Origin of the sequence: Cohnella ginsengisoli (genome assembly GCF_029525555.1) — a bacterium.
In the GTDB taxonomy this organism is placed as follows: Bacteria; Bacillota; Bacilli; order Paenibacillales; family Paenibacillaceae; genus Cohnella; species Cohnella ginsengisoli.
Genome location: NZ_JAPDHZ010000008.1, coordinates 391,398 through 415,042, shown reverse-complemented (window position 1 = coordinate 415,042; position 23,645 = coordinate 391,398). Strand labels below are relative to the sequence as shown.

General features: G+C 58.1%; 27 protein-coding genes, 1 tRNA gene and 2 pseudogenes. 13 read left to right on the top strand and 17 right to left on the bottom strand.

From position 1 onward, the window contains the following. The first annotated feature begins 282 nt into the window (after window positions 1-282). A pseudogene (locus OMP38_RS32700) lies at window positions 283-961 on the top strand (ABC transporter ATP-binding protein). Here OMP38_RS32700 and OMP38_RS32695 read toward each other — a convergent pair. Together OMP38_RS32695 and OMP38_RS36505 are read right to left on the bottom strand one after the other, a co-directional pair. Continuing rightward, a complete protein-coding gene (locus OMP38_RS32695; protein WP_277568768.1) occupies window positions 928-1,401 on the bottom strand; it encodes a hypothetical protein in 474 nt (157 codons plus the stop codon). The pseudogene OMP38_RS32700 and the gene OMP38_RS32695 sit on opposite strands and share 34 nt — an antisense overlap. Window positions 1,402-1,432: 31 nt before the next feature. Then, complete coding sequence (locus OMP38_RS36505) at window positions 1,433-1,657, bottom strand: DUF7336 domain-containing protein (RefSeq protein WP_420869790.1); 225 nt, start codon at window positions 1,655-1,657, stop codon at window positions 1,433-1,435. Between the two features lie 192 nt (window positions 1,658-1,849). Between OMP38_RS36505 and OMP38_RS32690 the strand changes: the two genes are divergently transcribed. Then, complete coding sequence (locus tag OMP38_RS32690; RefSeq protein ID WP_277568767.1) at window positions 1,850-2,323, top strand: phage tail protein; 474 nt, start codon at window positions 1,850-1,852, stop codon at window positions 2,321-2,323. 125 nt (window positions 2,324-2,448) lie between these two features. Further along, on the top strand, window positions 2,449-2,805 hold the full coding sequence (locus OMP38_RS32685) for a nucleotide excision repair endonuclease (RefSeq protein WP_277568766.1): 357 nt from the start codon (window positions 2,449-2,451) through the stop codon (window positions 2,803-2,805). Between the two features lie 70 nt (window positions 2,806-2,875). On the opposite strand, the gene OMP38_RS32680 is transcribed toward OMP38_RS32685, so the two are convergent. From OMP38_RS32680 to OMP38_RS32665, 4 genes are all read right to left on the bottom strand, one after another. Further along, window positions 2,876-2,952, bottom strand: a tRNA-Met gene (locus tag OMP38_RS32680). Window positions 2,953-3,155: 203 nt separating this feature from the next. Continuing rightward, window positions 3,156-3,440, bottom strand: a complete 285-nt coding sequence (locus tag OMP38_RS32675; protein WP_277568765.1) for a hypothetical protein — start codon at window positions 3,438-3,440, stop codon at window positions 3,156-3,158. A 7-nt stretch (window positions 3,441-3,447) separates the two neighbouring features. Next, window positions 3,448-5,184, bottom strand: coding sequence for a hypothetical protein (locus OMP38_RS32670; RefSeq protein ID WP_277568764.1), 1,737 nt, complete (start codon window positions 5,182-5,184; stop codon window positions 3,448-3,450). Between the two features lie 218 nt (window positions 5,185-5,402). Next, window positions 5,403-6,032 carry a TetR/AcrR family transcriptional regulator gene (locus tag OMP38_RS32665; protein ID WP_277568763.1) on the bottom strand — a complete coding sequence of 210 codons (630 nt, stop codon included), beginning with the start codon at window positions 6,030-6,032 and terminating at the stop codon, window positions 5,403-5,405. Window positions 6,033-6,176: 144 nt separating this feature from the next. Here OMP38_RS32665 and OMP38_RS32660 point away from each other — a divergent pair, with 144 nt between their 5' ends. From OMP38_RS32660 to OMP38_RS32650, 3 genes are all read left to right on the top strand, one after another. Continuing rightward, on the top strand, window positions 6,177-7,607 hold the full coding sequence (locus OMP38_RS32660) for an MDR family MFS transporter (RefSeq protein WP_277568762.1): 1,431 nt from the start codon (window positions 6,177-6,179) through the stop codon (window positions 7,605-7,607). Window positions 7,608-7,695: 88 nt separating this feature from the next. Next, entirely contained in the window at window positions 7,696-8,718 is a 1,023-nt protein-coding gene (locus OMP38_RS32655; RefSeq protein WP_277568761.1) for a DUF1835 domain-containing protein, read from the top strand. Beyond that, complete coding sequence (locus OMP38_RS32650) at window positions 8,702-9,673, top strand: helix-turn-helix transcriptional regulator (RefSeq protein ID WP_277568760.1); 972 nt, start codon at window positions 8,702-8,704, stop codon at window positions 9,671-9,673. The genes OMP38_RS32655 and OMP38_RS32650 overlap by 17 nt, the downstream gene beginning before the upstream one ends. A gap of 12 nt (window positions 9,674-9,685) precedes the next feature. Here the strand turns inward: OMP38_RS32650 and OMP38_RS32645 are convergent, their stop codons facing one another. Both OMP38_RS32645 and OMP38_RS32640 read right to left on the bottom strand, forming a co-directional pair. After that, entirely contained in the window at window positions 9,686-10,285 is a 600-nt protein-coding gene (locus OMP38_RS32645; protein ID WP_277568759.1) for a TetR/AcrR family transcriptional regulator, read from the bottom strand. Window positions 10,286-10,423: 138 nt separating this feature from the next. Next, window positions 10,424-11,248 (bottom strand): SDR family oxidoreductase, encoded by an 825-nt coding sequence (locus OMP38_RS32640; protein WP_277568758.1) that lies wholly within the window; start codon window positions 11,246-11,248, stop codon window positions 10,424-10,426. 232 nt (window positions 11,249-11,480) lie between these two features. Between OMP38_RS32640 and OMP38_RS32635 the strand changes: the two genes are divergently transcribed. After that, window positions 11,481-12,014: a DinB family protein gene (locus OMP38_RS32635; protein WP_277568757.1), complete on the top strand. Its 534-nt coding sequence runs from the start codon at window positions 11,481-11,483 to the stop codon at window positions 12,012-12,014. 69 nt (window positions 12,015-12,083) lie between these two features. On the opposite strand, the gene OMP38_RS32630 is transcribed toward OMP38_RS32635, so the two are convergent. Both OMP38_RS32630 and OMP38_RS32625 read right to left on the bottom strand, forming a co-directional pair. Next, complete coding sequence (locus OMP38_RS32630; RefSeq protein WP_277568756.1) at window positions 12,084-12,527, bottom strand: GNAT family N-acetyltransferase; 444 nt, start codon at window positions 12,525-12,527, stop codon at window positions 12,084-12,086. Further along, complete coding sequence (locus OMP38_RS32625; RefSeq protein ID WP_277568755.1) at window positions 12,524-13,270, bottom strand: MBL fold metallo-hydrolase; 747 nt, start codon at window positions 13,268-13,270, stop codon at window positions 12,524-12,526. Before OMP38_RS32625 ends, OMP38_RS32630 begins: the two co-directional genes overlap by 4 nt. A gap of 114 nt (window positions 13,271-13,384) precedes the next feature. On the opposite strand from OMP38_RS32625, the gene OMP38_RS32620 reads away from it, so the two are divergent. The 3 genes from OMP38_RS32620 to OMP38_RS32610 all read left to right on the top strand — a co-directional run bounded on the left by OMP38_RS32620 (window position 13,385) and on the right by OMP38_RS32610 (window position 15,427). Then, on the top strand, window positions 13,385-13,819 hold the full coding sequence (locus OMP38_RS32620) for an Lrp/AsnC family transcriptional regulator (protein ID WP_277569027.1): 435 nt from the start codon (window positions 13,385-13,387) through the stop codon (window positions 13,817-13,819). 73 nt (window positions 13,820-13,892) lie between these two features. Further along, complete coding sequence (locus OMP38_RS32615; protein ID WP_277568754.1) at window positions 13,893-14,357, top strand: GyrI-like domain-containing protein; 465 nt, start codon at window positions 13,893-13,895, stop codon at window positions 14,355-14,357. 32 nt (window positions 14,358-14,389) lie between these two features. After that, entirely contained in the window at window positions 14,390-15,427 is a 1,038-nt protein-coding gene (locus tag OMP38_RS32610; RefSeq protein WP_277568753.1) for a GNAT family N-acetyltransferase, read from the top strand. Between the two features lie 125 nt (window positions 15,428-15,552). Here OMP38_RS32610 and OMP38_RS32605 read toward each other — a convergent pair whose 3' ends face one another. From OMP38_RS32605 to OMP38_RS32580, 6 genes and pseudogenes are all read right to left on the bottom strand, one after another. After that, window positions 15,553-16,584, bottom strand: a complete 1,032-nt coding sequence (locus tag OMP38_RS32605; RefSeq protein ID WP_277568752.1) for an HD-GYP domain-containing protein — start codon at window positions 16,582-16,584, stop codon at window positions 15,553-15,555. A gap of 539 nt (window positions 16,585-17,123) precedes the next feature. After that, window positions 17,124-17,936, bottom strand: coding sequence for a DUF817 domain-containing protein (locus OMP38_RS32600; protein ID WP_277568751.1), 813 nt, complete (start codon window positions 17,934-17,936; stop codon window positions 17,124-17,126). Next, the gene (locus OMP38_RS32595) at window positions 17,933-18,154 is read right to left on the bottom strand and encodes a helix-turn-helix domain-containing protein (RefSeq protein WP_277568750.1); all 222 of its coding nucleotides are present in this window, start codon (window positions 18,152-18,154) and stop codon (window positions 17,933-17,935) included. Before OMP38_RS32595 ends, OMP38_RS32600 begins: the two co-directional genes overlap by 4 nt. 10 nt (window positions 18,155-18,164) lie before the next feature. Next, window positions 18,165-18,639, bottom strand: a pseudogene (locus tag OMP38_RS32590) (DUF2975 domain-containing protein). A 163-nt stretch (window positions 18,640-18,802) separates the two neighbouring features. Beyond that, on the bottom strand, window positions 18,803-19,564 hold the full coding sequence (locus OMP38_RS32585; protein ID WP_277568749.1) for an SDR family oxidoreductase: 762 nt from the start codon (window positions 19,562-19,564) through the stop codon (window positions 18,803-18,805). A gap of 62 nt (window positions 19,565-19,626) precedes the next feature. Further along, entirely contained in the window at window positions 19,627-19,953 is a 327-nt protein-coding gene (locus OMP38_RS32580; RefSeq protein ID WP_277568748.1) for a MerR family transcriptional regulator, read from the bottom strand. Between the two features lie 489 nt (window positions 19,954-20,442). On the opposite strand from OMP38_RS32580, the gene OMP38_RS32575 reads away from it, so the two are divergent. The 3 genes from OMP38_RS32575 (at window position 20,443) to OMP38_RS32565 (ending at window position 23,129) form a co-directional block, all read left to right on the top strand. Continuing rightward, window positions 20,443-20,790, top strand: a complete 348-nt coding sequence (locus OMP38_RS32575) for a YciI family protein (RefSeq protein ID WP_277568747.1) — start codon at window positions 20,443-20,445, stop codon at window positions 20,788-20,790. Window positions 20,791-20,797: 7 nt separating this feature from the next. Beyond that, entirely contained in the window at window positions 20,798-22,033 is a 1,236-nt protein-coding gene (locus OMP38_RS32570; protein ID WP_277568746.1) for an RNA polymerase sigma factor, read from the top strand. Window positions 22,034-22,178: 145 nt separating this feature from the next. Beyond that, a complete protein-coding gene (locus OMP38_RS32565) occupies window positions 22,179-23,129 on the top strand; it encodes an SGNH/GDSL hydrolase family protein (RefSeq protein WP_277568745.1) in 951 nt (316 codons plus the stop codon). Between the two features lie 166 nt (window positions 23,130-23,295). Here the strand turns inward: OMP38_RS32565 and OMP38_RS32560 are convergent, their stop codons facing one another. Continuing rightward, on the bottom strand, window positions 23,296-23,631 hold the full coding sequence (locus OMP38_RS32560) for a cupin domain-containing protein (protein WP_277568744.1): 336 nt from the start codon (window positions 23,629-23,631) through the stop codon (window positions 23,296-23,298). Window positions 23,632-23,645: the final 14 nt, after the last annotated feature.

Sequence of the window (23,645 nt, the reverse complement as noted above, 5' to 3'; positions counted from 1 at the left end):
TCAATTCGGGATTCTCAAAGCCATCGGCACGCGTACCGCCTACCTTGCGCGAAGCGTCGCGCTGCAGGTGCTGCTCTTGTCGACGGCCAGCTTGATCGTCAGCGCGCTCCTTGTCCGGGCGATGGAGGCGATTCTGCCGGACGGGATGCCGTTCCAGCTGAATCTATCGACGCTGGCGCTTACATGCGGTGCCTTTATCTTGATGTCTCTGGCCGGCTCTTTGCTATCGGTATGGAAGGTCGCCCGAATCGACGCGTTGGATGCGATCGGGAGGGCGGCGGCATGAGATACAGACTCGTCTTGAGAAATATTACGCATGCCTTCGAGGATGGCGGCAATCATCGTACGATACTGGACGCGCTGAACCTGCAGGTGGCGGAAGGGGAGCTCGTCGCGGTCATGGGGCCGTCCGGCTCCGGGAAGAGCACGTTCCTATCAATCGCGGGCGCCCTGCTGGAGCCGACGAGCGGCGAAGTCCTGCTCGACGGTGAATCGATCGCCGGCAAAGACAAGCAGGCGTTGTCCGACATCCGGCTTCGCAAGCTGGGGTTTATTTTTCAAAGCGCGAATTTGATACCCTACTTGAAGGTACGGGAGCAGTTGATGCTCGTCGCGAAGCTTGGCGGGATGGACAAGGCGAAGGCGGCCGAGCGCACGGGGGGAGCTGCTGCGCGGGCTGGGCTTGGACCATCGCAGGAATGCTTACCCAGACAAGCTGTCGGGGGGCGAGCGTCAACGCGTCGCGATCGCCAGAGCCCTGATGAACGACCCGGCCGTGCTGCTGGCCGACGAGCCGACGGCAAGCCTGGATGCGTCCAGGGGCATGGATGTCGTCCGCATGCTCGCCGAGGAAGCGAGAGAGCGCGGCAAAAGCGCGGTCCTGGTGACGCACGACGAACGCGTACTTCCGCTGTGCGACCGCGTGCTTTATTTAGAAGACGGTCGTTTGATTGAAAAGTAGAATCGCATGGCGCCCTCGTATAAGAGATAGAGATGAAGGTACAGGAGGGCGCCTATAAATCCATAGGCATAAGTGGAGATAAATGCATTCCACGGACGAAAGGAAGGTAGGGTTCCTAAGGCGAGAACCCAGTATAAGGTGATAAAAACGAAGCCGCCGATCAAATATAAAACGAACTTGAACAGGTACGCCAAGCATTTGTTGGCGATCCGGGACTTTACAACGATCCATCTCTCGATCAGGTACGAAATAACGCAGCCTAAGACGAGTATTGATGGAAACGTGTAAAGCCAATAGACAATAAAATAAAGGACAACCGCTTTCCCTTCCACCATGGCCAATACGGCGCTGCTAATGAGAGAGGCGACAAAGCCTAATACAAAATGCTTGATAACCTCGCTCTCGACGTAGAAGAATCTCTTGTCGTGGCTGCGATCCAATCAACCACCTCCTTCGCAACGATATTTACTTTTAGACAAAACCTTCTATCCATTGATCTTCATCCACGCAGTAAGGATCAATATAAAAATCGCCTGGATAATCCATGAATCCAGGAAGCTGCTTATACCGTTGAATTACCGCCTCGGCTTTCTCGACAGACGAGTATATCCCGATTATTTTAGTGTCTTCTTCACATCCCGCGCTATAGCTATGCTGGAGCAGATAGAGAGTAATCACTGTCGCCCCCCCATTCATTTTTCGTGCTCGCTTACTCTTACCGCTATAGACCAATTTAAAAAAACAGCCAGCACGATTCTTCCCGCAGCAACTCCGCGGCACGCTGAATCTGGCGAGCCTCGAACTTTAGATTGACACGACACACGGAAATCACAGCATAAAGCAGATCTTTCTTGTTCAAAATAAAAGGATAAAAATGGAGGGGACTTCATGTCTTGCGTCGTCGATTTTAAAAATGTGTCCACGGTCGGTTTGGAGTCTTCGCCTGTCGCGGAAGCGCTCGCGGGATTGCGCGCGAACGAAGCCCGGTACTTCATGAACAAGTACGAGCACGCCTTCACGGTCGTGCCGGCTAGCGAGAGCCAGGAGAGCCTCGAATACGTGAACCGCATTTTGAAGGAAGAACGGGGCATTGCGTTTGCCGCCAAACCGCTTGAAACGTCGCGTTTTCAGGTGGAAAATATTCTGTTCACTTACGTCTTGTATGAAGACGGCTTGTCGCTCAACGTGATGTACACGGTTGACGATCCCAAGAAGCGGGCCGTCGGCTTCAAGCTCTCCGAGGGGATGGAAGTGCCGAAAGAGCTGGAGGAGAAGTTCAAGTTTGCGAGACAGAAGTCCAAGCTGGCCGGCACCAAAGCTTGGCTCATGCTCCCGGTAGCTATGCCGATATCGCCCGTATAGCCCGAATCCGAACCCATCACGTGGTGGACGAGTTTGATCAGAATAGATAGAATAGATAGAATGGATAGAATGTAACCTAGACTCAAAACGCAAAATAAATGGCGCATAAGAGAGAGTGAATGTTCATGATACAAATAACGGTACCTACGCCGGATGTCACGATTCACAAGCAGGAAGCCCCCGAGCTTAGCCATATTTACGGCTTTACGGATTTTATTCTGATCCCAAGGGATAAAGCGGGAATCTTTATGTTCTATAACGACAAGGACGAGCTCCTGTTCGTCGGCAAGGCGCGGAAGCTGAGACCCCGAATCAAGAAGCATTTCGAAGATACCGCGTCGGTCATCAAAGACAAGCGGAACGAAGTGGCTAAAATCGAAGTTTGTTTGGTCGAGGATGCCGTCCATAGAGAAATTTACGAGACGTACATTATCAACGAATATAAGGCCAAGTACAACGTAGATAAAGTGTTGTTCAAATAACAAAAATGCCCCTGACCCACTTTAGTGGTCGAGGGGCATTTCATCTATGTGCCGAGTGGGGAAGTTAAGTTGGTTGCGGGGGCAGGATTTGAACCTGCGGCCTTCGGGTTATGAGCCCGACGAGCTACCGGGCTGCTCCACCCCGCGATAGTATAACGTAGCATGTTAATCATGAACGCTGAACAGATTTCTTATACTACAGCAGTTCGAGCCAATATGCAAGCGATGAAAAGAATTACTCCGATACGGCGCTTAGCGCGCGCCGTCGCTACTGGCCTACTGAACAAGAATGAAAGCAAAGGCGGTCCGATCGGACCGCCTCTCGTTCCTGTCTATTTACGTCTGCGATATTACGTATTGCGCTTGTCGCGGGCACGCTCAAGCTGCTCGAGCCCGTCCCGCCGCAGCTCCGCGACATGAAAAATCTGGCCGTCGCGCGCCGGTCCCTGCACCTTGTCCGCAGGAATGAGCGTGTCGTGGCGGATGCCGAGCAGATCTTCATCGTTCTCGTACAGGTGCTTGTCCGTTTTCGGCTCGTAAAACGTTCGTTCGCCTTCGGCGGATCCGTTCGACACCGCCAGCTGTTGCAGGCTGAGGCCATACTTCTTTAGCACGTCCGGCATGGAAGCGGCCATCGCCTCTTTATTCTTTTGGAACAAGGCGGCCATTTTTTTGTCCAAGTCCAATGTTTTTGTTTTTCTGCCCGGCTGCCTGTTTGCGTTGTTCCTTGCCGCTAAGCGACTGCGCGGTCGTCACTTTGAGCAGCTCGCCGATAAATCCTTCGTTCATGAACAGACCGCCCAGCTTCGCGACGATGCCGGGGTCCGAATTAAAAATGCCCATCGTGACGTTGGCAATGTTGTCCTTGAGCCATAGCGCGGACAGATCCTTGACGTAGCTCGTAATGCCGGACACTTCATTTAGTTCGCTGCCCGTCTCCGGCATCAGTTCGCCGAGCGTGCTGTTCTTGTCGACATTGCTTTTCTCGATCGGCAGCCGATCGGACGTATACAGTTCTTCTTGAATTTCTCGCATGCGCATAAGGCTGGGCTCCAGAATCTTGTACGCGATCGAATCGACGATCATCGCGACATAGGCTTCCGCCTGTTTGGACGAGGCGTGTTCGTACTCGGCGGCAGGCGCTTCGATCTTCGACAGCGGATGCTTGGACTTCTTGCCGCCGGATGCTGACGATTTTTCCGGCTGGGGCTCCTTTTTTCCCAATAGCTTTGAGACTGCGGGGCGAACGACGCTTTCAATCTCCGTTTTATGCGTGTCCATGGCGATTTTAAAATGGTCCGTCGATTCTGTTTGTCCGGCGTCCGCATCGGCTCTCATCTCGTGTACCGTCAGCGCGTCGGTCGCGATATTGATCTGGGGCTTGCCGTTGCCCTTTTTAAAGCTCTTGGCCATAGGCATGTCCAGGATCTCTTTCAGCGTCGCTTTCCACTTGTTTTTCTTCAGCTTCTCGTACTGGTTAAGCGGCATCTCCGTCGACAGATGGCCAGGCTCGATCTCGATTTCCTTGTCGAGATTTTTCCTGTCGAACGCGAGTCCCGATTTCTCCAAGGCGTCCATCATTTTCCCTACGGTTTCGGCCTTTTTGGCTTTTTTGAGCTCTTGATCGATGATGTCGCTCACATGCTTGACCTGGGCCGGGTCAGGCACGTTGACGTCGTCCGAGATCGTATTGACGAGAAAAGGAGGCGTAACCAGCTCCAGCGCCCGGTCGGCATCCGTCTCGATCAGGAAGTGCTCCTTCGAATAAGGGAGCGCGCTCGAAGACTTGGCGACCTCAAGGTGAGAGACGCCTTGCAGCAGCTGTCCCGCCTCGAATTGCGCGAATTCGAACTCCAGTCCGACCGTCGTGTATTTCTCCGTCGGCCTGTCGTTTGCCGGCGCCTCCTCCTCCTCCTGTTTGGTCTCCTTGATTTCCGTCTCTGCCTGCTGATCTGCTACGCTGACCGATGGGGTCGGCGCATCCACGGTCGTTTGGCTAGCTTGTTGAGCCTTTTCGGCGGACAGGTTTTTTCTTTTTTCCAGAATGGCGTCCAGCTTTGAGGTACTTCTTCCTTCTCCCTGCAGCGCTTCGATTTGCACGCCGTATTGTTCGCCAAGGAGACCTTTGAGCGACTGGCTTTGCGTCGGCACGCGGAGCATCTGCATGACTGGTCCGCCGCTTGAGACAGGGCGGGATGCCCCGGCCGCTTGAAGCATTTGCAGGGCGGCTTGATTGCCAAGCTGCCGCTGGGCGGCCAGCAGTTGAGCGGCAGGCCGGGGACCGACAGGGCGGGCCGGGGACATGGGGGCCTGTGTACAGGCGGCCTCGTTCGCGCGCGCCGGACCTGCGGCGCCGCGTTTGGGCAAGCTTTTCGACATGGGCGCGTTCGACACCTCCGAAGCGAGAGTTAGATTCGCCGGCGCACTTCCTGACGGCGATCGGCGAGCAATGCCGCTTGCGTTCACGATTGCCTCCTCCCATGGGTTGAATGTTTAGGATGCATTCGACTAAAACCGATCCATATCCTTCCTTTCCGCCAAAACAAGTATAAAAAAAAGCCTGTCTGCAATCGATGCGGACGGGCCTCGTCACTTCTTTATTCGGCTTGCGCGACCGCCTTGACCAGCGGCAGGAACAGCTCGTCCACGATCTGAACGACAATATCTTCGGAGACCGAGCCATGGGTGGTCAGCATCTCGTACCGCAGCAGATCGACCGGGAGCGAGATGACGCGCTCCGGCAGCCGATCCGGCTGCAGCTCGCCGCGCTTCTCCGCGTTGCCGACGATCGCTTTCATGGCGGCGAACAGCGCGTCCTCGGACCTTGGCGGCAGGGGCTTGGACATCGGGTGCTCCTTGCCGGGATATTCGCTCATGAGGCCATGAATAGTCTCGGCGCCGATTGCTTGCAGCGGCTTGAAGATCCCTTGCAGGAAGGTGAGCACGTCCGTCCGCAGATCGCCCATGTCCGCGGCTTCCAGGGAAGGCTTGGGCGCGAACTTGATAAGGGCGGCGATGATGAGCTGCGCTTTGTTCGGCCATCTTCGGTAGACCGCCGTCTTGTTCGTCTGGGCCCGCACGGCCACGGCTTCCATCGTCAGGCGGTTATAGCCGGTCGTCTCCAGCTCGTCCCAGGCCGCCTGCAGAATCGCGTTTTCCAGCACGTCGCCCCGCCGGCGCGTCCCGGCGCCATTGTTCGGAGCCTGCTCCTTTTTCGATTCAGCCATCGCTCGATCCTCTCAACGGTCTTTTATATAAGAAATAAGCATTCTTTTCATTATTATATTGCATTTCTCGCCGCAGTAGCATATCTTGTTCATATAAGGTACGGTACGTACCGTACTCTAAATGAAAAAGAGGTGACAGTCAAAATGGAAAGCGCGCAAACAGAGGCGAGAACGGCCAAACCGCCAAAAGAAAAAATAGACGCCGGCGTACTGAGGATCGCGCTGATCCTCGTCTTCGGCGCCGTTGCGTCCCAGCTGGACTCGACGATGATCAACGTGGCCATCGACAAGCTGGCATCCGACCTGCACAGCACGGTGTCCGCGATTCAGTGGGTCGTGACGGGATATGTGCTCACGATGGGGTTGGCGGTGCCGACCTCGGGATGGGCGATCCAGCGCTTCGGCGGGAAAAAGGTATATTTGTTCTCGCTTTTCATTTTCCTGGTCTCATCCGTCTTGTGTTCGTTGGCATGGAATACCGGCAGCCTGATCGGCTTCCGGCTGCTGCAAGGCGTCGGCGCGGGGCTGCTCATTCCGACGATGCAAAACGTGCTCGTACAATCGTCAGGCGGCCGCAATCTCGGCAGGCTCATCGCGATCATCAGCATTCCCGCGTTGATCGGCCCGATCCTCGGTCCCGTCGTCGGCGGTCTCCTCATCCAAAACCTCGATTGGCGCTGGATCTTTTACGTGAACATCCCGATCATGCTCGTCGCGATCTGGCTAAGCTGGCGCCATATTCCGGCCGACGAGCCGGCGCGCGACAAGCCGAAGCTCGATATCGCCGGGCTCCTGCTATTGTCTCCAGCCTTTGCCGCCCTTATCTACGGCATATCCGAAGCCAGCACGCAGGGTGGATTGAGCCATCTGAAAGCCTCGCTTCCGCTGGCGGGAGGGATCGTCCTGACGGCGGCTTACGTCGTCTACGCGCTGCGTATGAGACAATCGCCGCTTCTCGATTTGCGGCTGTTCCGTTCCCGCCATTTTCTCGCTTCGAACGTGACCCTGTTCTTGACGGGGATGGTGATGAACGGGGCGATGCTGCTGCTGCCGCTATATTACCAGCAGGTGCGAGGAGAGGGCGTACTGGAGACCGGGCTGCTGCTCATCCCGCAAGGGCTCGGGATGCTGGCGACGCGGAGCTGGATCGGGGGACTGGCGGACCGGATGGGCTCGCGCAATATCGTGCTGCTCAGCCTGGCGGCGACGGCGATGGGCACGATCCCATTCGCGCTCTCCGGAGCGGATACGAATCATGTCCTGCTCGGTGTCGCGCAGTTCGTACGCGGAGCCGCATTGAACGGCATTTTTATCCCGATCATGGTGTCCGCCTACGCGGGACTGAGCAAGGAGCAGATTCCGCACGCGAGCATCTCCACGCGGATCTTCCAGACGATCGGGGGCGCCTTCGGCTCGGCGATTCTGGCGACCGTCATCGATCGGCAGCTCAGAAGCGCGGAAGTCTCGGGCATAAGCGCCATCGCCCATGCTTATCAGTCGGCCTTCTGGTGGTCCTTCGGCTTCACCGTGCTGGCGGTCATCCCCGCATTCATGCTGTCGAAGGGCAAGAAATAAGGAGGAGGCAACCTTTTCACATATACACCCCATTTCTGTTACTATTTTGATAGAACCTGGCAGCTACAGCTGCTAGAGGAGGTGCGCGATGCTCCACATCGTAAACGGCGACAGCGTCGGCGACAAGCTGCGGAAAGGGAATATCCGCGGAGATATCCTGGTCTGGAGAGAGGTATACCCCGTAGGACCGACGGTCGTAAAAATGGACGAACCTCATGCCAGAACGGCCAGAGCGACCTACTTGGAAAAAACCTTGGGCATCCCGGCCGACGAATATGCGGAAGCCTGCAAGTCGCAGGAGCAGTGCCTGCGGAACTTCCGCCAGTACGATGAAGTCGTGTTATGGTTCGAGCATGATCTATTCGACCAGCTGATGCTCGGATATTTGCTGCATTGGTTTTCGCAGCAGGAGCTTGGGCACACGACGCTGAATCTGCTGTGCATCGGCGCGTATCCGGGCATTGAACGGTTCCGCGGCTTGGGGCAGCTGACAGTGGAGCAGCTGGAATCGCTGGCGGGCACGTGGCGGAGGATCGGGGATCGGGAGCTCGAGACGGGTAGGCGGATTTGGGAAGCGTACGCCTCTTCGGATATCGGGCAGCATGCTGCCCTCCTTCAGGAGGACACATCGGCGCTGCCCTTCGCCCAGGCGGCGCTGGAAATGCATCTATCCCGCCTGCCCTCGACGTTGAACGGACTCGGAAGCGTTGAGCAGACGGTCCTGGAGCTTGTCCGGAACGGGACGGACACGCCGCGCGAGCTTTTTAAAGAAGCCGGGGATCGCTTAAGTCTATTGGGGATGGGCGATCTGGAATTCTGGTATCGGCTTAGAAGGATGGCAGACCGGCCCCATGCATTGTTGGAGATACGGAATCCGAGTGCCTTGCCTGGCGATCGCGACAACGTCGTCTCTTTGACGGACTTGGGGGAGGGATATCGCAGCAGGCGTGAAGGATGTGCAGGCAAAGGGACTGGACGAGTTGTACGGCGGCCTGCATCTGCACGACGAACTGACTTGGCGCTGGGACGCCGGGCGGAAGCAGTTCACGACGCGCCCTGGCAAATAATCGTTCAAGGAAGGAAGCGACGCCCGAATGGCCAAATGGGATAACATGCTGTCCATGCTCTGGATGCTGCGGGACGGCAGGAAGCTCACCGCCGCGCAGATCGCGGACCAGCTGGAGATCAGCATCCGCACCGTGTACCGGTATATCGACGCATTGGGCGCCAGCGGCGTGCCGGTCGTGGCGGAGTCGGGCCATGACGGCGGCATCCGCATTTTGGACAGCTTCAAGGAGACGCCTTTGTTCTTCAATGCCCTGGAGCTGAAGGCGCTCGTGGATGCGTACAAATTCGCGCAGGGCGCCGGCTATCCGTACGCGGAGGAGCTGGAGAGCGCGCTGAAGAAGGTGGAGAACGGGCTGCAGGCGGATCAGCTTCATGAGCTGTCGATCCGGACGAACGGCTTGGACGTGATCGCCCCGGCGCGGCCGCCTTCGGTCGTCGTGTCGCTGAGGGATCTGGAGCAGGCGGCGGAGGCCGGGCGTACGGTCCGAATCGCCTATCGCAAAGCGAATGCGGAGCAGGTCGACGAACGCGAAGTCGATCCGTACGGTCTGGCCTACGACCGGGGCGAATGGTACGCCGTCGGGTATTGCCATCGGTCGCGGGAGACGCGGACGTTTCGCGTAGACCGCATCGAGAAGCTGGAGCCGACCGAAGCAACGTTTGAAAAGCCGGAGCGCTTTTCCGCATCCGGCTACTTCCGCGACCAGTCCGAGCGGGCGCGGGATGCGGACGGGCCGCTCACGGTCATCCGCATCGAGGGAGCGCCCGACGCGCTGAACGCGGTGTGCGGCCACTGGCATTTGCGTCATTACTTGACCGAGCGCACCGACCGGGATGCGCGTTTTCTGCTTGATTGGCCGACGATGAACAAGCATCTTCCGACGTACCTGCTTACGTTCGGGACGGACATCCGCATTAAGGAGCCGAAGGAGCTGCGGCGCAGCGTGCAAGAGCTGGCATCGCGGATCGCCGCGCATTGCGAAGACGGCGCCGGCTGAAGCGCATGTCCCTCAACCCGACACGGGCGCGTCCGCGAGCTGTACGCCTTTCCAGCAAGAACGGATGACTTCGTTCACGTGATCAGAGGTTAATTCGAGCACCCCTTGCAGGTGCGCCTTCAGGATGTATACGAACGACCCGTAATGCATCTGCACCATCATGCCGGGATCCAGCGCGATGAACAGCTTCTGCTGAATCGCTTCCTCGTACAATTGGTTCATGGGGCCGCACCAGCCGCCGACATAGACGGCTTTCTTCACCTCGTCGTAGATGTAGGGCGAGAAGGAATACTGCTCGATGAATTGAAAGCCTTGCGGATACTGCTTGCCCAGGTCCACGACCCGCTGCCAGCCTAATTCAAATTTCTCGCGAATCGTCCCTCCTTGCGACAGGCCTGCGCGCACATACTCTCCGTTGAAGGTGACGATCGCCTTGTACAACTCATTGACGATATCCTCTTTACTTTGAAAGTAATGATAAATATTGCCCGTCGATACGCGCGACTCCTTCGCGATGAGCGACATCGAGGTCGCCTGCAGTTCTTTGCGGATAATGATGTTCAGCGTCGTCTCGAGGACGGCGCGTTGCACTTTGTTGTACGTCTCGAACATTGGAAAACCCCCATTCCCGATACCAAACGAACGTTCATTCTAATCAGCATAAACGCAATGCCGCGATCAGTCAACACAGCGGACGCAGGCAGGCAGCCCGTTCATTTGCAGCATCGGGTGATGGGGCTAATATCCGCTTCACCTATAGCTTGCAGCCATTTGCTCCAGGTAATCTTCGATCGGCATCGCGTTCCGCAGCGCCATCAGCCCGTTGCCCGCCGCGCCGACGACGGTGCGGAATTTTTGGCTCTCGCCCGTCGCCTGGGCGACGATGGCGTCGACGATCGTCTGCGGATCGTCCAGCTGGCCGCTATCGCCGGCCGTATTCATGACCTGCTCTAATTTCCCGATCATATCATCGTAGTCCCTAATATGCGCGCCACGGTTCCATACGATACTGTCTTTGAAGTTATTCCCGGTGGAGCCGCCTTGCTCGATCAATCGGAGCTCGATGTTGAACGGCTTCAGTTCGTAATAGAGACCCTCCGTCAATCCCTCCAAAGCGAACTTGGACATGTTGTACAGCGAACCGAGCGGCACGGCCGTCGTGATCCCCATGAAGGAGCTGATATTGATAAACATGCCCCCGTTATTCGCTCTGAAATGAGGCAGAAATTTGCGAATGACGTTGATCGGGCCTCGCGTATTGACGGCGAATTGCCAATCGATGTCGCTTTCCCGGGCTAATTCGAGCGGACCGTAGGTGCCCATGCCGGCATTGTTGACGACGACGTCGATTCTTCCGAATGCGGCGATTGCTTGTTCCACGGCCGTTTGGACCTGCTCGACGTCGGTGACATCCAATTTGAAAATCCGGACGTTGTCGTAAGCCGTAAGCTCGGTTTCTTTTTCAGGCGTACGCATGGTGGCGGCGACGTTCCAGCCCATTTGCGTAAAACGAATGGCGGTCAGCTTGCCAAGCCCGGAGCTCGTGCCCGTGATGAAGACTGTTTTTGTTGTCATCGGAAATCCCTCCACGTTTTTCGATAGAACGTTCAATCTATTCCGCTGAATCTTCTAGATCGAATGTTCATTCTAATCATAATCCGCGCAAAATCGGTTGTCAAGAGACTGCACGAACCGCTGCGGCAAGGACATATGGCAGATCTTCGCTGACAACGTTTGTCAGCCGACCGGGTGTAAGATAGGTTTAAGACTGCTGCAGCAGCGAAGAAGGAAGAAAGGAGAATGAGCCATGCGACAACAATCCCATCAGCTGTACGAGTACCATGTTTGGGCGAACGAGCGGCTGTTCGAACATCTGGCGCAGCTTCCGAAGGAAGTATTCCATGCGGAGGTAACGAGCGTGTTCCCGTCCGTCTCGCATACGCTCGGGCATATGTACTTGTTCGAACGGCTCTTTATGTCCGTGCTCGCGGAAGTGCCGAACGACGACATTTTCCCGAAGCTCCAGGGCTGGACGGAGGAAGCGAAGGGCAGATCCGTGGACGAGATGCGCCGTTTGTTCGCCGACGTCTCCGGCGAGTTTCGCGACTTGCTTCGGCGTACGCCCGACCCGGACAAGGCGATGACGATCGAGCATCCGCAATACGGCCGGCTCGATACGCATTTCTCCGAGATCCTAGGGCATGTGGTCAACCACGGGACGTATCACCGGGGCAACGTAACCGCGATGCTGAGGCAGCAAGGGCATGCCGGCGTACCGACCGATTATATGTTTTATTTGGTGGAGCGGCAGGCATCGATCAACGACAAAGGCACCCGATGAGGTGCCTTTTTACTTGCCTGCATTCTTGAACGTATACATATGCGGCTTGGCGAGCTCGATCGCTTTGCGTTATCCGTTGTAGATCTGCATCCAATTGGCCCCGTCCCGCAGCTGCTCGAAGCCGAATTGGGCATACAGTCCTTGGGCGTCCTCCGTCACGAGCGCGAAGCGCCGCAGTCCCTGGAGCTCGGGATGGTTGACGATCAGCTCCATCATGCGTTTGGACAACCCCTGGCCGCGATATTCGGCCACGACGAAGACGTCGGACAAATAGGCGAAGGTCGCCAGATCGGAGATGACCCGGGCGAAGCCGGCGAGCTGCCCGTCCTTCGACGAATCGTGCGCGCCGACCACGATCGCGGAGTGGGCTACGGCTTTTTGGAAAACGTCGAACGTCAGCTTTTTCGCCCAATACATGTGATCGCGCAGGTAGCGGTAGGCGAAGTCCAGGTCGATCAGCGTCCGGTCCGTCGACAACACGATGCGTTCCATATTCCCTTCACGCTGGTTCATAACCAGTCACCATCCTCCGGAATAACGACTTGATCCAGCAACCGGCCGGCTGCGAGTGTCGACCGCAGCTTGTCGCGCGTGACATGACAGTGATTGATGGCATCCATATGAACGGCAACGACCCGGGAATACGGGGCGTATCCGATGAGCCGGCTCACGTCGTCTTCGTCCATGGTGATAGGGTCGCCTAGAAGGAACCTCGCCCCGCCTGCATTGACGACCGTCGTATCGGGCTTATACGTGTCGAGTGCCGTTTTCACGTCGTCGCACCAGATCGTATCGCCGGCGATGTAGAGCGTAGGCTCTCCTTCGGCCTTCAGTACGAAACCCGATACCATCCCCATCTTTTGGCCGATCTCTCCCGTCCCGTGCCGACCGTCCGTCCGATGGATGCTTACGTCGCGAAAGCGCGCGGAGGTCCGGATCTCCGTCGTGCGCGCGAAGCCCGACGAAGCGATCGCCTCCCCGTCTCCCTGCTGGCAAAAGACCGGGCAAGTCTTGGGGAGCGCGTCGACGGCTGCTTGATCCCAGTGATCGCGGTGCAAATGAGTCAGCAGGATGGCGTCCGGGGCGATCCACGCGTCCAGGGCGTCGGGCAGGGGAACGAGCGGATTGGGCCGCTCATCGCCGGAATTGGCGATCGGGGGCATACTCGACCGGTCGCCGAACATCGGATCGACCAGAAAGGTCGTCCCCGCATATTCCAACCATAGGCTCGCATGGCGAATCAGTTGAATTTTCATCGGAATGCCTCCTCGGAGATTCATCTGTTATGATGATAGCATTAGCGCCTAGGCTTGATACATAGCCGGATGAACGTATTTGAAAGGATTTACTTTCACGCTGAAAGGTGTGGCCTGCCAGTGGTTAACCAAGCGATCGACGATATCGATCTGCGCATTCTCAATGCGCTGTTGAATAATGCGCTCCTCTCCAACAAGGAGATCGGGGAGACGGTCCATCTGAGCGGACAGGCGGTCGGCGCGCGGGTGCGCAAGCTGCAAGACCTCGGCGTGATCGAAGGCTACACGCTTCGCTGGAACCCCGAGCTCGTCGGCTTGCATGTGCATGCCTTCCTGATCGTATTCATGAATGCCAATCATACGCATCAAGCGTTCAGGGAATTCGTAAGGTCGACCGAGGCCGTGACGGAGGTGCATCGCGTAGGCGGCGAAGGCTGCTATTGGCTCCGCGTACGAATAAGCACCGTCGCGGCGCTCAACAAGCTGCTGGAGGACGTGCTGAAGTTCGGCAATTATAAATTGAGCATCTCCGTCGAGAAGGTGAAGTAGGATAGGTCTTTACGGCGGTTCATACATTCGATTATCATTAATGTATGAATTTTCCAATGGAGGAGGCCTTGTCATGAGTTCATACCTGGTCGACGTTGTGGAAAGAAAAGAGGTCCATCTGGTAGGGCTAGCCATCAAGGAGAGCCTGAACAAGGTGATGGAGACGAAGATCGGCGGGAAATTGCGGAAGGAACTAGAGCGCCGCCAATCCGAAGTGGAGAACAGGACAGGCTCCGGCATGTATCTCATTCAGATTTATCCGCAAGACGGCCATTGGACGCCCGATGTACCGTACCGGCACATCTTCGCTTACGAGGTCGAATCATTCGCCCGGATTCCCGGCGATATGGTCAGCTACACGCTGCCCGCCGGGCGTTTCATCAAAGTCGTGCATAAGGGCGCGGAATCGCAGATTGGCGATACGTATGACTTTATCAATCAAACTTACGGCGTAAGACCGATCGATATCGAGTATTGGAACGACATTCATACGCTGGAGAACGAGGATAATCAAATCGATATTTACGTCCCTCGTTAGAGAAAGGAAACTGGATAAAAGGCGGAAAGCGCATGGGAGAGTCATACAAGTTGCGTCCCTTGAAGGTGCCAGAGGACTATGAGGGATTGGCGACGCTTTTGAACACCTTTTTCTCGGAACCGATCACCGCCGAGCGGCTGCGGGAAGACGATACGCGTCTGTTCGAGGTGGGACATACGTACATGGACGACAACGGGCTGCTGGCGGGCTATGACCGCACGCGTTATGTCGCCGTAGCCGATGAGGATCGGATCGTCGGGTATGTCTGGTCGTGGCGGGCGCCCTGGACCGAGCCGGGCTATCTCAACAATACCGTCGTCGTGCAAAAAGAATATCGCGGACAAGGCATCGGCGGTCGGCTTGTGCGCCACTTGGTGCAGTGGGGCGAAGGCCTGGGCGCGGCCAAGCTCGTCGCGGAGATCTGGGACGACGATCCTGCTGCGAGGCGGTTCGCCGAGAACAGAGGATTCGCGGTGGATCGGCATGCCTTCCAATCGGTGCTGGAGCTGGAGACCGCGAAGCCGGAGATTCTGAATGAAACCGGGTTGTTCGAGCGGCTCGAAGCGGAAGGCATCCGCATCCGAACCTTCGCGGAAGAAGGCGAGACGGAAGAAAACGAAGCGAGGATCTACCAGGTCTACCTGGAGACGCTGACCGATATTCCGGGATTCATGGGCGAGGTACCCGATCGGGGAGAATGGTCGAAGTGGCACTTGCGGGTTGAAGGCTATGCCCCTGAACGGGTGCTGCTGGCCGTGGACGGCAAGGACGGCCGGTACGTCGCCGTATCGAATATTCCTTACAAGGAAGCGACCGGCGGCATGTATCACGAATATACCGGCGTCTGCCGGGAATACCGGGGCCGCAAGATCGCGCAAGCGCTCAAGATCCGCGCCGTTCAGCTGGCCAAGCGGCAAGGGGCCGTCTACTTGAAGACGGACAACGATTCTTTGAACGCCGCGATCCTGAAGGTGAACCAAAGCCTCGGCTATGTGCCGCAGCGGGGCTCCTATCGCATCGCCGGCGATCTTCAAGCGGTCAAAGAAGAGATCGCGAATCGCAAGAAATAAAAAAACGGCTTTTCGGGCGATACGCGTTAAGGCGTTCGCCCGAAGTGCCGTTTTTCGTTAACCGGCTTATCCGAATCGCGCCGGCAATTGCGCTAGCTCGCTTATGCCGTATACGCGATACGCGATTAAAGCCCCCCATGCTTGACGCCGCTTCCCTCCGGAACGAACAATTCGCCGCTCTCGCAAAGCTTGACGAAGGCCGAGACGCAATCGGGATCGAAATGCGTGCCGCTGCCCTCGACGATGACCTGCAGCGCGCGCTCCTGCGGCCACGGCTCGCGATAAGATCTTCGCGACGTCAAAGCGTCGTACACGTCCGCGATGGCAAGGATTCGCGCGGGCAGCGAGATCTCGGTGCCCTTCAGCTTGTCCGGATAGCCCGTCCCGTCCCACTTTTCGTGATGGTGCCGGATAACGTATAGCTCTTCGGTCATGAAGCCGATATACTTGCACATCTCGTAGCCGACCACCGGGTGCTGCTCGATGACGAGCCGCTCGTCCGCATCCAGTTTTCCCGGCTTATTCAGAATCTCGCCCGGGGTCTGGATTTTTCCGACGTCGTGAATGAGCCCGCCGCGGGCGAGCGCCAGCAGCAGCTCGGGATCCAGCTTCATGGCCTGGGCCAGCTGCACGCCGTACATGGCGACGCGGTAGTTGTGGCCCGCGGTATAGGCGTCCTTCGTTTCCGTAGCCGCGATCAACTCTTGCATGCTCCCGGAGATGCTGATGCGCAGCCGGCCTTGCGACGATTGCCGGTCGCCCTGTTGAACGGTCTGCGTCACCGCGACGTTCGACCGATATTGGGCGATGATGCCGTACAACAGCAGCAAGGCCGACGCGGCGAGGACGACATGGTAGAGCCACCAGGCCAATGTCCACATCATGGTGCTGATCATGAAGCATTCGGTGATCGCGAGCAGCACGGAGCCGAATACGATGGCCGCATGCAAAGGAAATTGGACGATGCGGAACTGCTGGTAATACCGGATGGCTGCGAAAATAAACAGGAGGACGGTAATCGCCGCCATGAGGTAATTCAGCGGCTCGATATCGATCGGAATGAACTCGGACAGGTCGGGGTTCACCAGCGCAGCGACATTCAACAGGACGATCAGCGTCACCCAGCCGACGACGATACGCCTCCGATGCTTGGACAAGAGACGAATAATAGGGTTATCCGCAGACAGGGTGGAGAGAAAGATCCAGGCCGCGCAGGTCGTCAACGCGACTTGAGAGGCAACGCCGGCCAGATGGTATTGGTCATTTACGATGAATCCCGGGGTAGACAGCGCATGAATCAGAAAAAAATCCGTTTAATGAAAAGATGGCCAGCGCCAGCATGAGCACGCTCATATCCCGCAGCCGAATCCCCGTCCAGCCCAGGATGACCGCGCTGATGGCCAATGCCAGAAGCGTCGGGGAGATGACATAAAAGTGGAATCGAGGCAGGTCAAACATCGTATCGTGGCCAGGGAATGAGGCCAGGTACGCATACGCCAGGAGAAGAACGACAGACGTTATCGACATGCTGCTGATTAAAACGCGAGGTGAACGTGGCATGATCGTTCCAACCTTCCCAAATTTAAGCTAACTTGCTTCGTCTCTAGCCAAAATTCGACACAAACCGTGTTGAATCCTGCCGGCGGCAACGTCGTTTAGCGTATAAATCGGGAGGAGGAACGCGGGAAGCAAGGGCTTAGGGAAGCCGCCGCTCCTTGACTTGTTTCAGCGAAGCGACGATGAGGTAGCTGATGATCACGAGCAGCAGCCAGGAGCTGATCTTGCCGAACGAGACGAGATGCCAGGCGTCGGATTGATTCGGATATTGCCAGGCGTTGAAGAAGGTGGCGACGTTCTCGGCGACCCAGATAAAGAAGCCGATGAGCGCGAAGGAGAGGACGATCGGCATTCGGTAGCGGCGGCGTCCGACCTGATAAGTCACCCAGGCTCGCCGAAATACGATCAGCACCAGGGCCGACAGCCACCAGCGAAGATCGATCCAATAATGGTGCGTAAAAAAGTTCAGGTAAATGGAAGCGGCCAGCGGGACGACCAGCCGGAGCGGCGGCCAGCCCACGAGCTCGACCTTCATGCGCCGCCAGGCTTGGCAGAGGTAGCTCGCCACGCTGGCGTACATGAAGCCGCTGTAGAGCGGAACGCCGCCAACCTTCGCCCAGCCCGCCTCGGGGTACGACCAGGAGCCCATATGCACCTTGAACAGCTCCAGCGCCAGGCCGATCAGATGGAACACGGTGATCACCTTCAGCTCGTCGCGCGTCTCGAGCCCGGCAAGCAGCATCCATGCCTGCATGGCCAGGCAGATGACGAGCAGCCAGTCGTAGCGGGACAGCCAAGGTAAGGAGAGTTGCTGCGTCGCGGCGAGGGCGACGAAGATGACGACAGGAAACACGCAGGACATGGACTGCACCCAACCGAAGCGCACGAGCTGGCGCAGCGCGCGGGGGAATCCCACCGTGTCGGCGGCTCTCCGCAGGCCGAATAGAATCATTGCCCGTCCTCCTCTTCGTCCGTATATTCAAGAATATCGCCGGGCTGGCACTTCAACGCTTTACAGATCGCTTCCAGCGTCGAGATGCGGATCGCCTTCGCCTTCCCGTTTTTGAGGATCGAGAGGTTCGCCATCGTGATCCCGACCCGCTCCGACAGCTCGGTCACGCTCATTTTCCGCTTCGCCAGCATGACATCGATATTGATGACAATCGCCAAGAGATTCACCTCAAATCGTTAAGTCGTTTTCCATTTTAATATCGATGGCATTCTGAAGCAGCTTCTGAAGCACGGCGGCGAAGACGGCGATCACGAAGGAAGCGAACGCAACGACAAGGCCGAGGGCCATGACGCCCGGGGCGTCGTCTTTTTCGGCGATCCGGTAGAGGAACGGCAGGCATGCGACATACAGGAGGCTGATCGCGCACGCGCAGTATTTGATGCTGTGGAGCGCTTGGACGGAAAACGCAGAGAACGCTTTATTTTCATCGATATAGCGTAAAAGGCGCAGCGCCTGAACCAGCGCGGCAAAAAAAAGGAATCGCAGAGGCGTACATGCATATGAATAGGGGCAAGTAAGTCGACTTCGGATAGTTCGCGGCCGCTTCATCGAAGATCGAAGGCAGTCCGATGACGCACAAGGCAAGAATGGCGATTCCGATCAGGAAGACGACCGCTCTCAGCATGAGCGTTTTTCGTTTCATTTCGAGCACCCCGCTTAAGTATGGTGAGGTGATCTTAGCAGTTTATTTATTGAATTACAATAAATAATTGCCGATTCAGGACATTTTTTTTGCCGAAAATAAAAATCCCGACCGTCGCGGCGCATGCCGGAGGGTCGGGGGCTTTAACTGCCGCCGATCTGACTTATTCAATCGCGCTTTTCGTCGCTTCGTACATCTTTTCCGCGTATTGGTCGATCTCGTCCCGCGACATGCGCAGGCGGCCGACCGAGGTGCCGTAGCCGATCTCCGTTTGCCCCGCTTCAAGCCCCTGGAAAATGCCGTCCGCGAAGGCGTCCAGCGGTTCGCCGTGGACATGCAGCCCCGTACCGCCCAGATCCGTATGAACGGCAGGCGGCGCGACTTCGATCACCTCGACGGCGGTGTCGGACAGCTGAAGCCTGAGGCTCACGGTGAAGGAATGAAGCGCCGCCTTGGAAGCCGAGTAGATCGGCGCGATCGCAAACGGCGTGAAGGCCAAGCCCGACGTCACGTTGATGATCGCCGACGCTTCCTTGGCCGCAAAAAACGGGGCGAACAGCATCGAGAGATGGAAGGGCGCCTCGATATTGGTGGCGATCTCCTGGCTTAGCGCGGCCCAGTCGTTTTTCGCGTCCGCCTTCAGCACGTTGAAGCGCCGTTGAATCCCTGCGTTGTTCACCAGCATGTTGACGTCCGGATGGTTCGCGGCGATCCATTCGAACAAGGCCGTTCGCTCGGACTCGACCGCCAGATCGCAAACGCGAGTGACGAGGTCCGGGTGCTTCCCCTTGGCTTGCTGCAGGACTAGTTCGCGTCTGCCGCAGACGATGACGCGGTTGCCCGCCTTCAGGAACCGCTCCGCAAAAGCGAGGCCGATGCCGGCGCCGCCGCCCGTGATCAGGATCGTATTGCCCGTAAGTTTCATGCGCGTTCCTCTTCTCCGTTTATTTTTTTCCGAGCTGCCTGGCGTACCGGTCGATCTTATAGTCAATGCCTTTCAGGCTTTCCGTCATCAACGCGATTTCGTCCAGCACCGCTTGCTTGTGGCTGTTCATCATCTCGAGCCGGCGCTCGAGCGTGCGCTCCCCCCTCCACGATCCAGTCCACGTATTGCTTGATGTCGCTGATGGGCATATGCGTGTTCTTCAAGCACATCACGGTGCCGAGGAGCGTCATCTGATCTTCCGAAAAAATTCGTCTTCCGGCATTGTCGCGCTCGATTAAGGGCAGCAGCCCCATCTTCTCGTAATAACGGATCGTGGAGTCGGGAATATCGAGTTCGGCCGCCGCTTCGCCGATGGAAAGGTATTTCATTTGGAGGCCTCCAAATTCAATCGATTAGGTCGACAACTATAGGATACGACTTGAACCATGGTTTAAGTCAAGCCTCGGGAAGCGCATGGAAAAAGGCGACGGCTGCCGGCCTGCCTCGCGCGGCGAGCGCTATGCCGCGTATGGTTGCCGAAGCCTTGGCGCGGCTGCCGCCCAACGCGAAAAAGTGCAGCATTTTCTCCCGAAACTCACTAATCTCGCCTAAAAAAGGCGAGCTACCATGCATTTTTGCGCGATAGATCGCAAAAGTTCCCGCCTAACGCAAAGTGCAGAGCGCCGCAGCGGCCCGGCACGGATCGGGCGCGTTCTTTTAACGGCGTTTTGCTATACTTAGGGCAAACTCGATGGCGGATAAAGGACGACTCGTCCAACATCTTTTTTTGATATTTTTTTCGGAGATGTAGAAATCGCGCAAGCCGAAACGACAGATTGACGTAACTAAAATTCAACGGTCTATAGGAGGCGCTTCGTATGAGCTACACGCTGCTGTTTTATGAATCGCAGGAGGACTTCGCGGCCAGAACGGATCCGGAACGCCAAGAAGCTTATTTGGCTGGCTGGACGCATTATGTGCACGCGCTGCGGGAAGCGGGAATCGTCGTGTTCGGCTCTGGGCTTTATGCGCCGGAGACGGCCGCAACGTTGAAGCGCCGCGGCGGCGACGTGGCCGTGCAGGACGGACCTTTCCCCGAGACGAAGGAGCAGCTCGGCGGGATCTTCGTGATCGACGTGCCGGATATGGACGCCGCGTTGGAATGGGCGGCACGGGGGCCGGTCGATACGGTGGAGGTCAGGCAGAACCTTCCTGCGCTGAAGTAGCCGCCGGATGGAATCGCATCGAATCGTCGAACGGACGGCGCGCGAGGCTTACGGCAGGCTGCTCTCCTATCTGACGGTCCGTTGGCGCGATCCGCAGGACGTGGAGGATGCGCTCGGAGATGCCTTTCTGTCAGCCCTGGAAGCGTGGCCTAAGACGGGCATTCCCGATAAGCCCGAAGCTTGGCTGCTTACGATTGCCCGCAGGCGGCTGATCGACCGCGCCCGCCGCGTCCGCGTCTCCGCCGAAGCGCTGCCGACGCTTCTGGCCATGGCCGAGGAGGCCGGGCATCCGAGTGCGCCGTCCGGCGCCGAATGGCCGGACGAGCGGCTCGCCATGATGCTGCTGTGCGCGCATCCGGCGATCGATCCCGCGATGCGTACGCCGCTCATGCTGCAGACGGTGCTCGGGTTGGACGCGGCCCGCATCGCGTCCGCGTTCATCGTCAAGCCTTCGACGATGAGCCAGCGGCTGACCCGGGCGAAGGCGAAGATTCGCGCCGAGCGCCTCACGTTCGAACCGGCGGATGCAGAAGCGCTGCCGGCGCGTCTCGACTCGGTCCTGGAGGCCGTCTACGCCGCCTACGGGAGCGGGTGGGACGAAGCGGCCGCCGGCTCGTCTGGCGGGAGCTTGGCCGAGGAAGCGATCGAGCTCGGCAGGCTGCTGCTCCGATTCGTGCCCCGCGAGCCGGAGGTACTCGGCCTGCTCGCGCTGATGCTGCACTGCGAAGCCCGCCGCGCGGCTCGCCACGATGGGGAAGGCAATTATGTCCCGCTTTCCGGGCAGGATGGCACGAAGTGGGACCGGGGCTTGATCGCGGAGGCGGAGCGCCATTTGCATGCCGCTTCGCAAGCCGGCCGCATCGGGCGTTTTCAACTGATGGCCGCGATTCAATCGGTGCATGCCCAGCGTCTGAGGACGGGACGCACCGAATGGGACGCGATCGCGCAATTATACGAGGGGCTTGTCCGGATGCAGCCCACGCTAGGCGCTTTTGTCAGCCGTTCCGCGGCGGTCGCGGAGGCCTATGGCGCGGACCGCGGCATGGCGCTGCTGGCGTCGATCCCGTCCGCGGAGGTTGCGAATTATCAGCCCTATTGGGCGCTGGCCGGTCACTTGTACAAGCGGATGCACCGGTATGCCGAAGCGCGTTCCGCGTACAGCCGGGCGATCGGACTCAGCGCGGACGGGGCCGTCCGGCGGTTTTTAACCCGCCAATCTGACGGGCTGCGAATGCGGCCTTAAAAGCAGAACCCTTAAGCAGGACACGGAAAGGCAAGTGTCTCTTAAGGGTTCTTTGGGTTCTTTGCGCGCCGCTCTCGTTCATCCGTCCGTTCGCGTGTATAATGGCGTTGACGATATCATTCCTTGCGAGAGTTGGGAGTTTGCCATGGAGCCATTTTACGGAAAAGACAAGCCGCTTCCGGAGTCGCTCAGAATCGTATTTCTGGGAGACAGCATTACCGACGACGGCACGTACATCGCTTACTTGGACGCTTATTTCCGCCAGCACGCCCCGGCTTCCCGGATCGAGCTGATTAACCTGGGCGTCAGCAGCGAGACGGCGTCGGGCCTTAGCGAGCCCTTCCATCCGTTCCCGCGGCCGTGCGTGCACGACCGGCTGGCGCGGGCGCTCGCCGAGACGCGGCCCGACTGGGTCGTCGTCTGCTACGGCATGAACGACGCCATCTACCATCCGCTGTCCGAGGAGCGCTTTGACGCCTATAAGGACGGCCTGCTTCGGCTGCTCGGTCAGATTCGGCAGGCGGGCGCCAAGGCGATCGCCATGACGCCGCCGCCGTTCGATCCGGCCTCGCTGCCGGACGGCGCGAACCGGCTGCTGCCCGAAGGCCGGCCGGAGTCGGCGTACAGCTACGAGACGCCTTACGCCGATTACGAGCAGGTGCTGAAGCGATACGCGGACTGGGTGCTGTCGCTTAGCGAAGAGGCCGCGGACGCGACGGTGAGCATCCACGACGAGCTGCTGGCGCACGTCGCGGCGGAGCGGGCGGCCGATCCGGCTTATTTGTCCGGAGACGGCATCCATCCGTTCGCGCCGGGCCATGCCGTCATGGCGCAGTCGATCTTGCGCACGCTGTTCGGCGTCGCGCCGGAGAGCGCCGAGGCGTTCGCGGCGGCGATGGAAGGGTCGGCGTACTTTGAGCTGGTCCTGCAGCGGCACCGGTTGGTCAGCGCGGCCTGGAAAGAGCACGTCGGGCACACGAACCCGAACAAAGCGGAAGGGGCGCTGCCCTTGGCGGAAGCGAAGGCCGAGGCGCAGGCGCTGGAAGCGCGCATTCGGGAGCTGGCGGCGGATTCAAATGCGTCGCCTACTTCGTAGCATCCTATTTTAGTGTCCGATGGGTGCTGAAAGAGGCCTCCATCAGCGTTACATGGCCGGTTAGCGAGCCGATGTGCCGACAGAGACCTCCGTCAGTGTTACTTTAGCGGGTTAGCGAGCCAAGGTGCCGGAAGAGGTGTCCGTCAGCTACATTGGCCGGTTAACGTCATTCGCCCGACACGTTCATCGTCGCTAGCAGATCCTCCCGCAGCGGCGTGAACGTGTCGAACAGCGCGGCGGGCGTCAGCGCCCGGACGCCGTGAAGCGCATTGGAGGGGATATACACCGCATCCCCCTCTGACACATGGCGCTCCGCATCGCCGATCTTGAAGATCAGCTCGCCCTTCGCGACGTACGTCAGCTGCTCGTGGGGATGCGCGTGCACCGCGCCTTCGGCGCCTTCTTCGAACTCGACGAGCATCCCCATGATGGCGGTGCCGGCGGCTACGATTCTGCGTCGCACGCCAGGTTCGGCGGGCTGCCATTCTTCATTCCGTTTCATAGGTCCTCTCCATT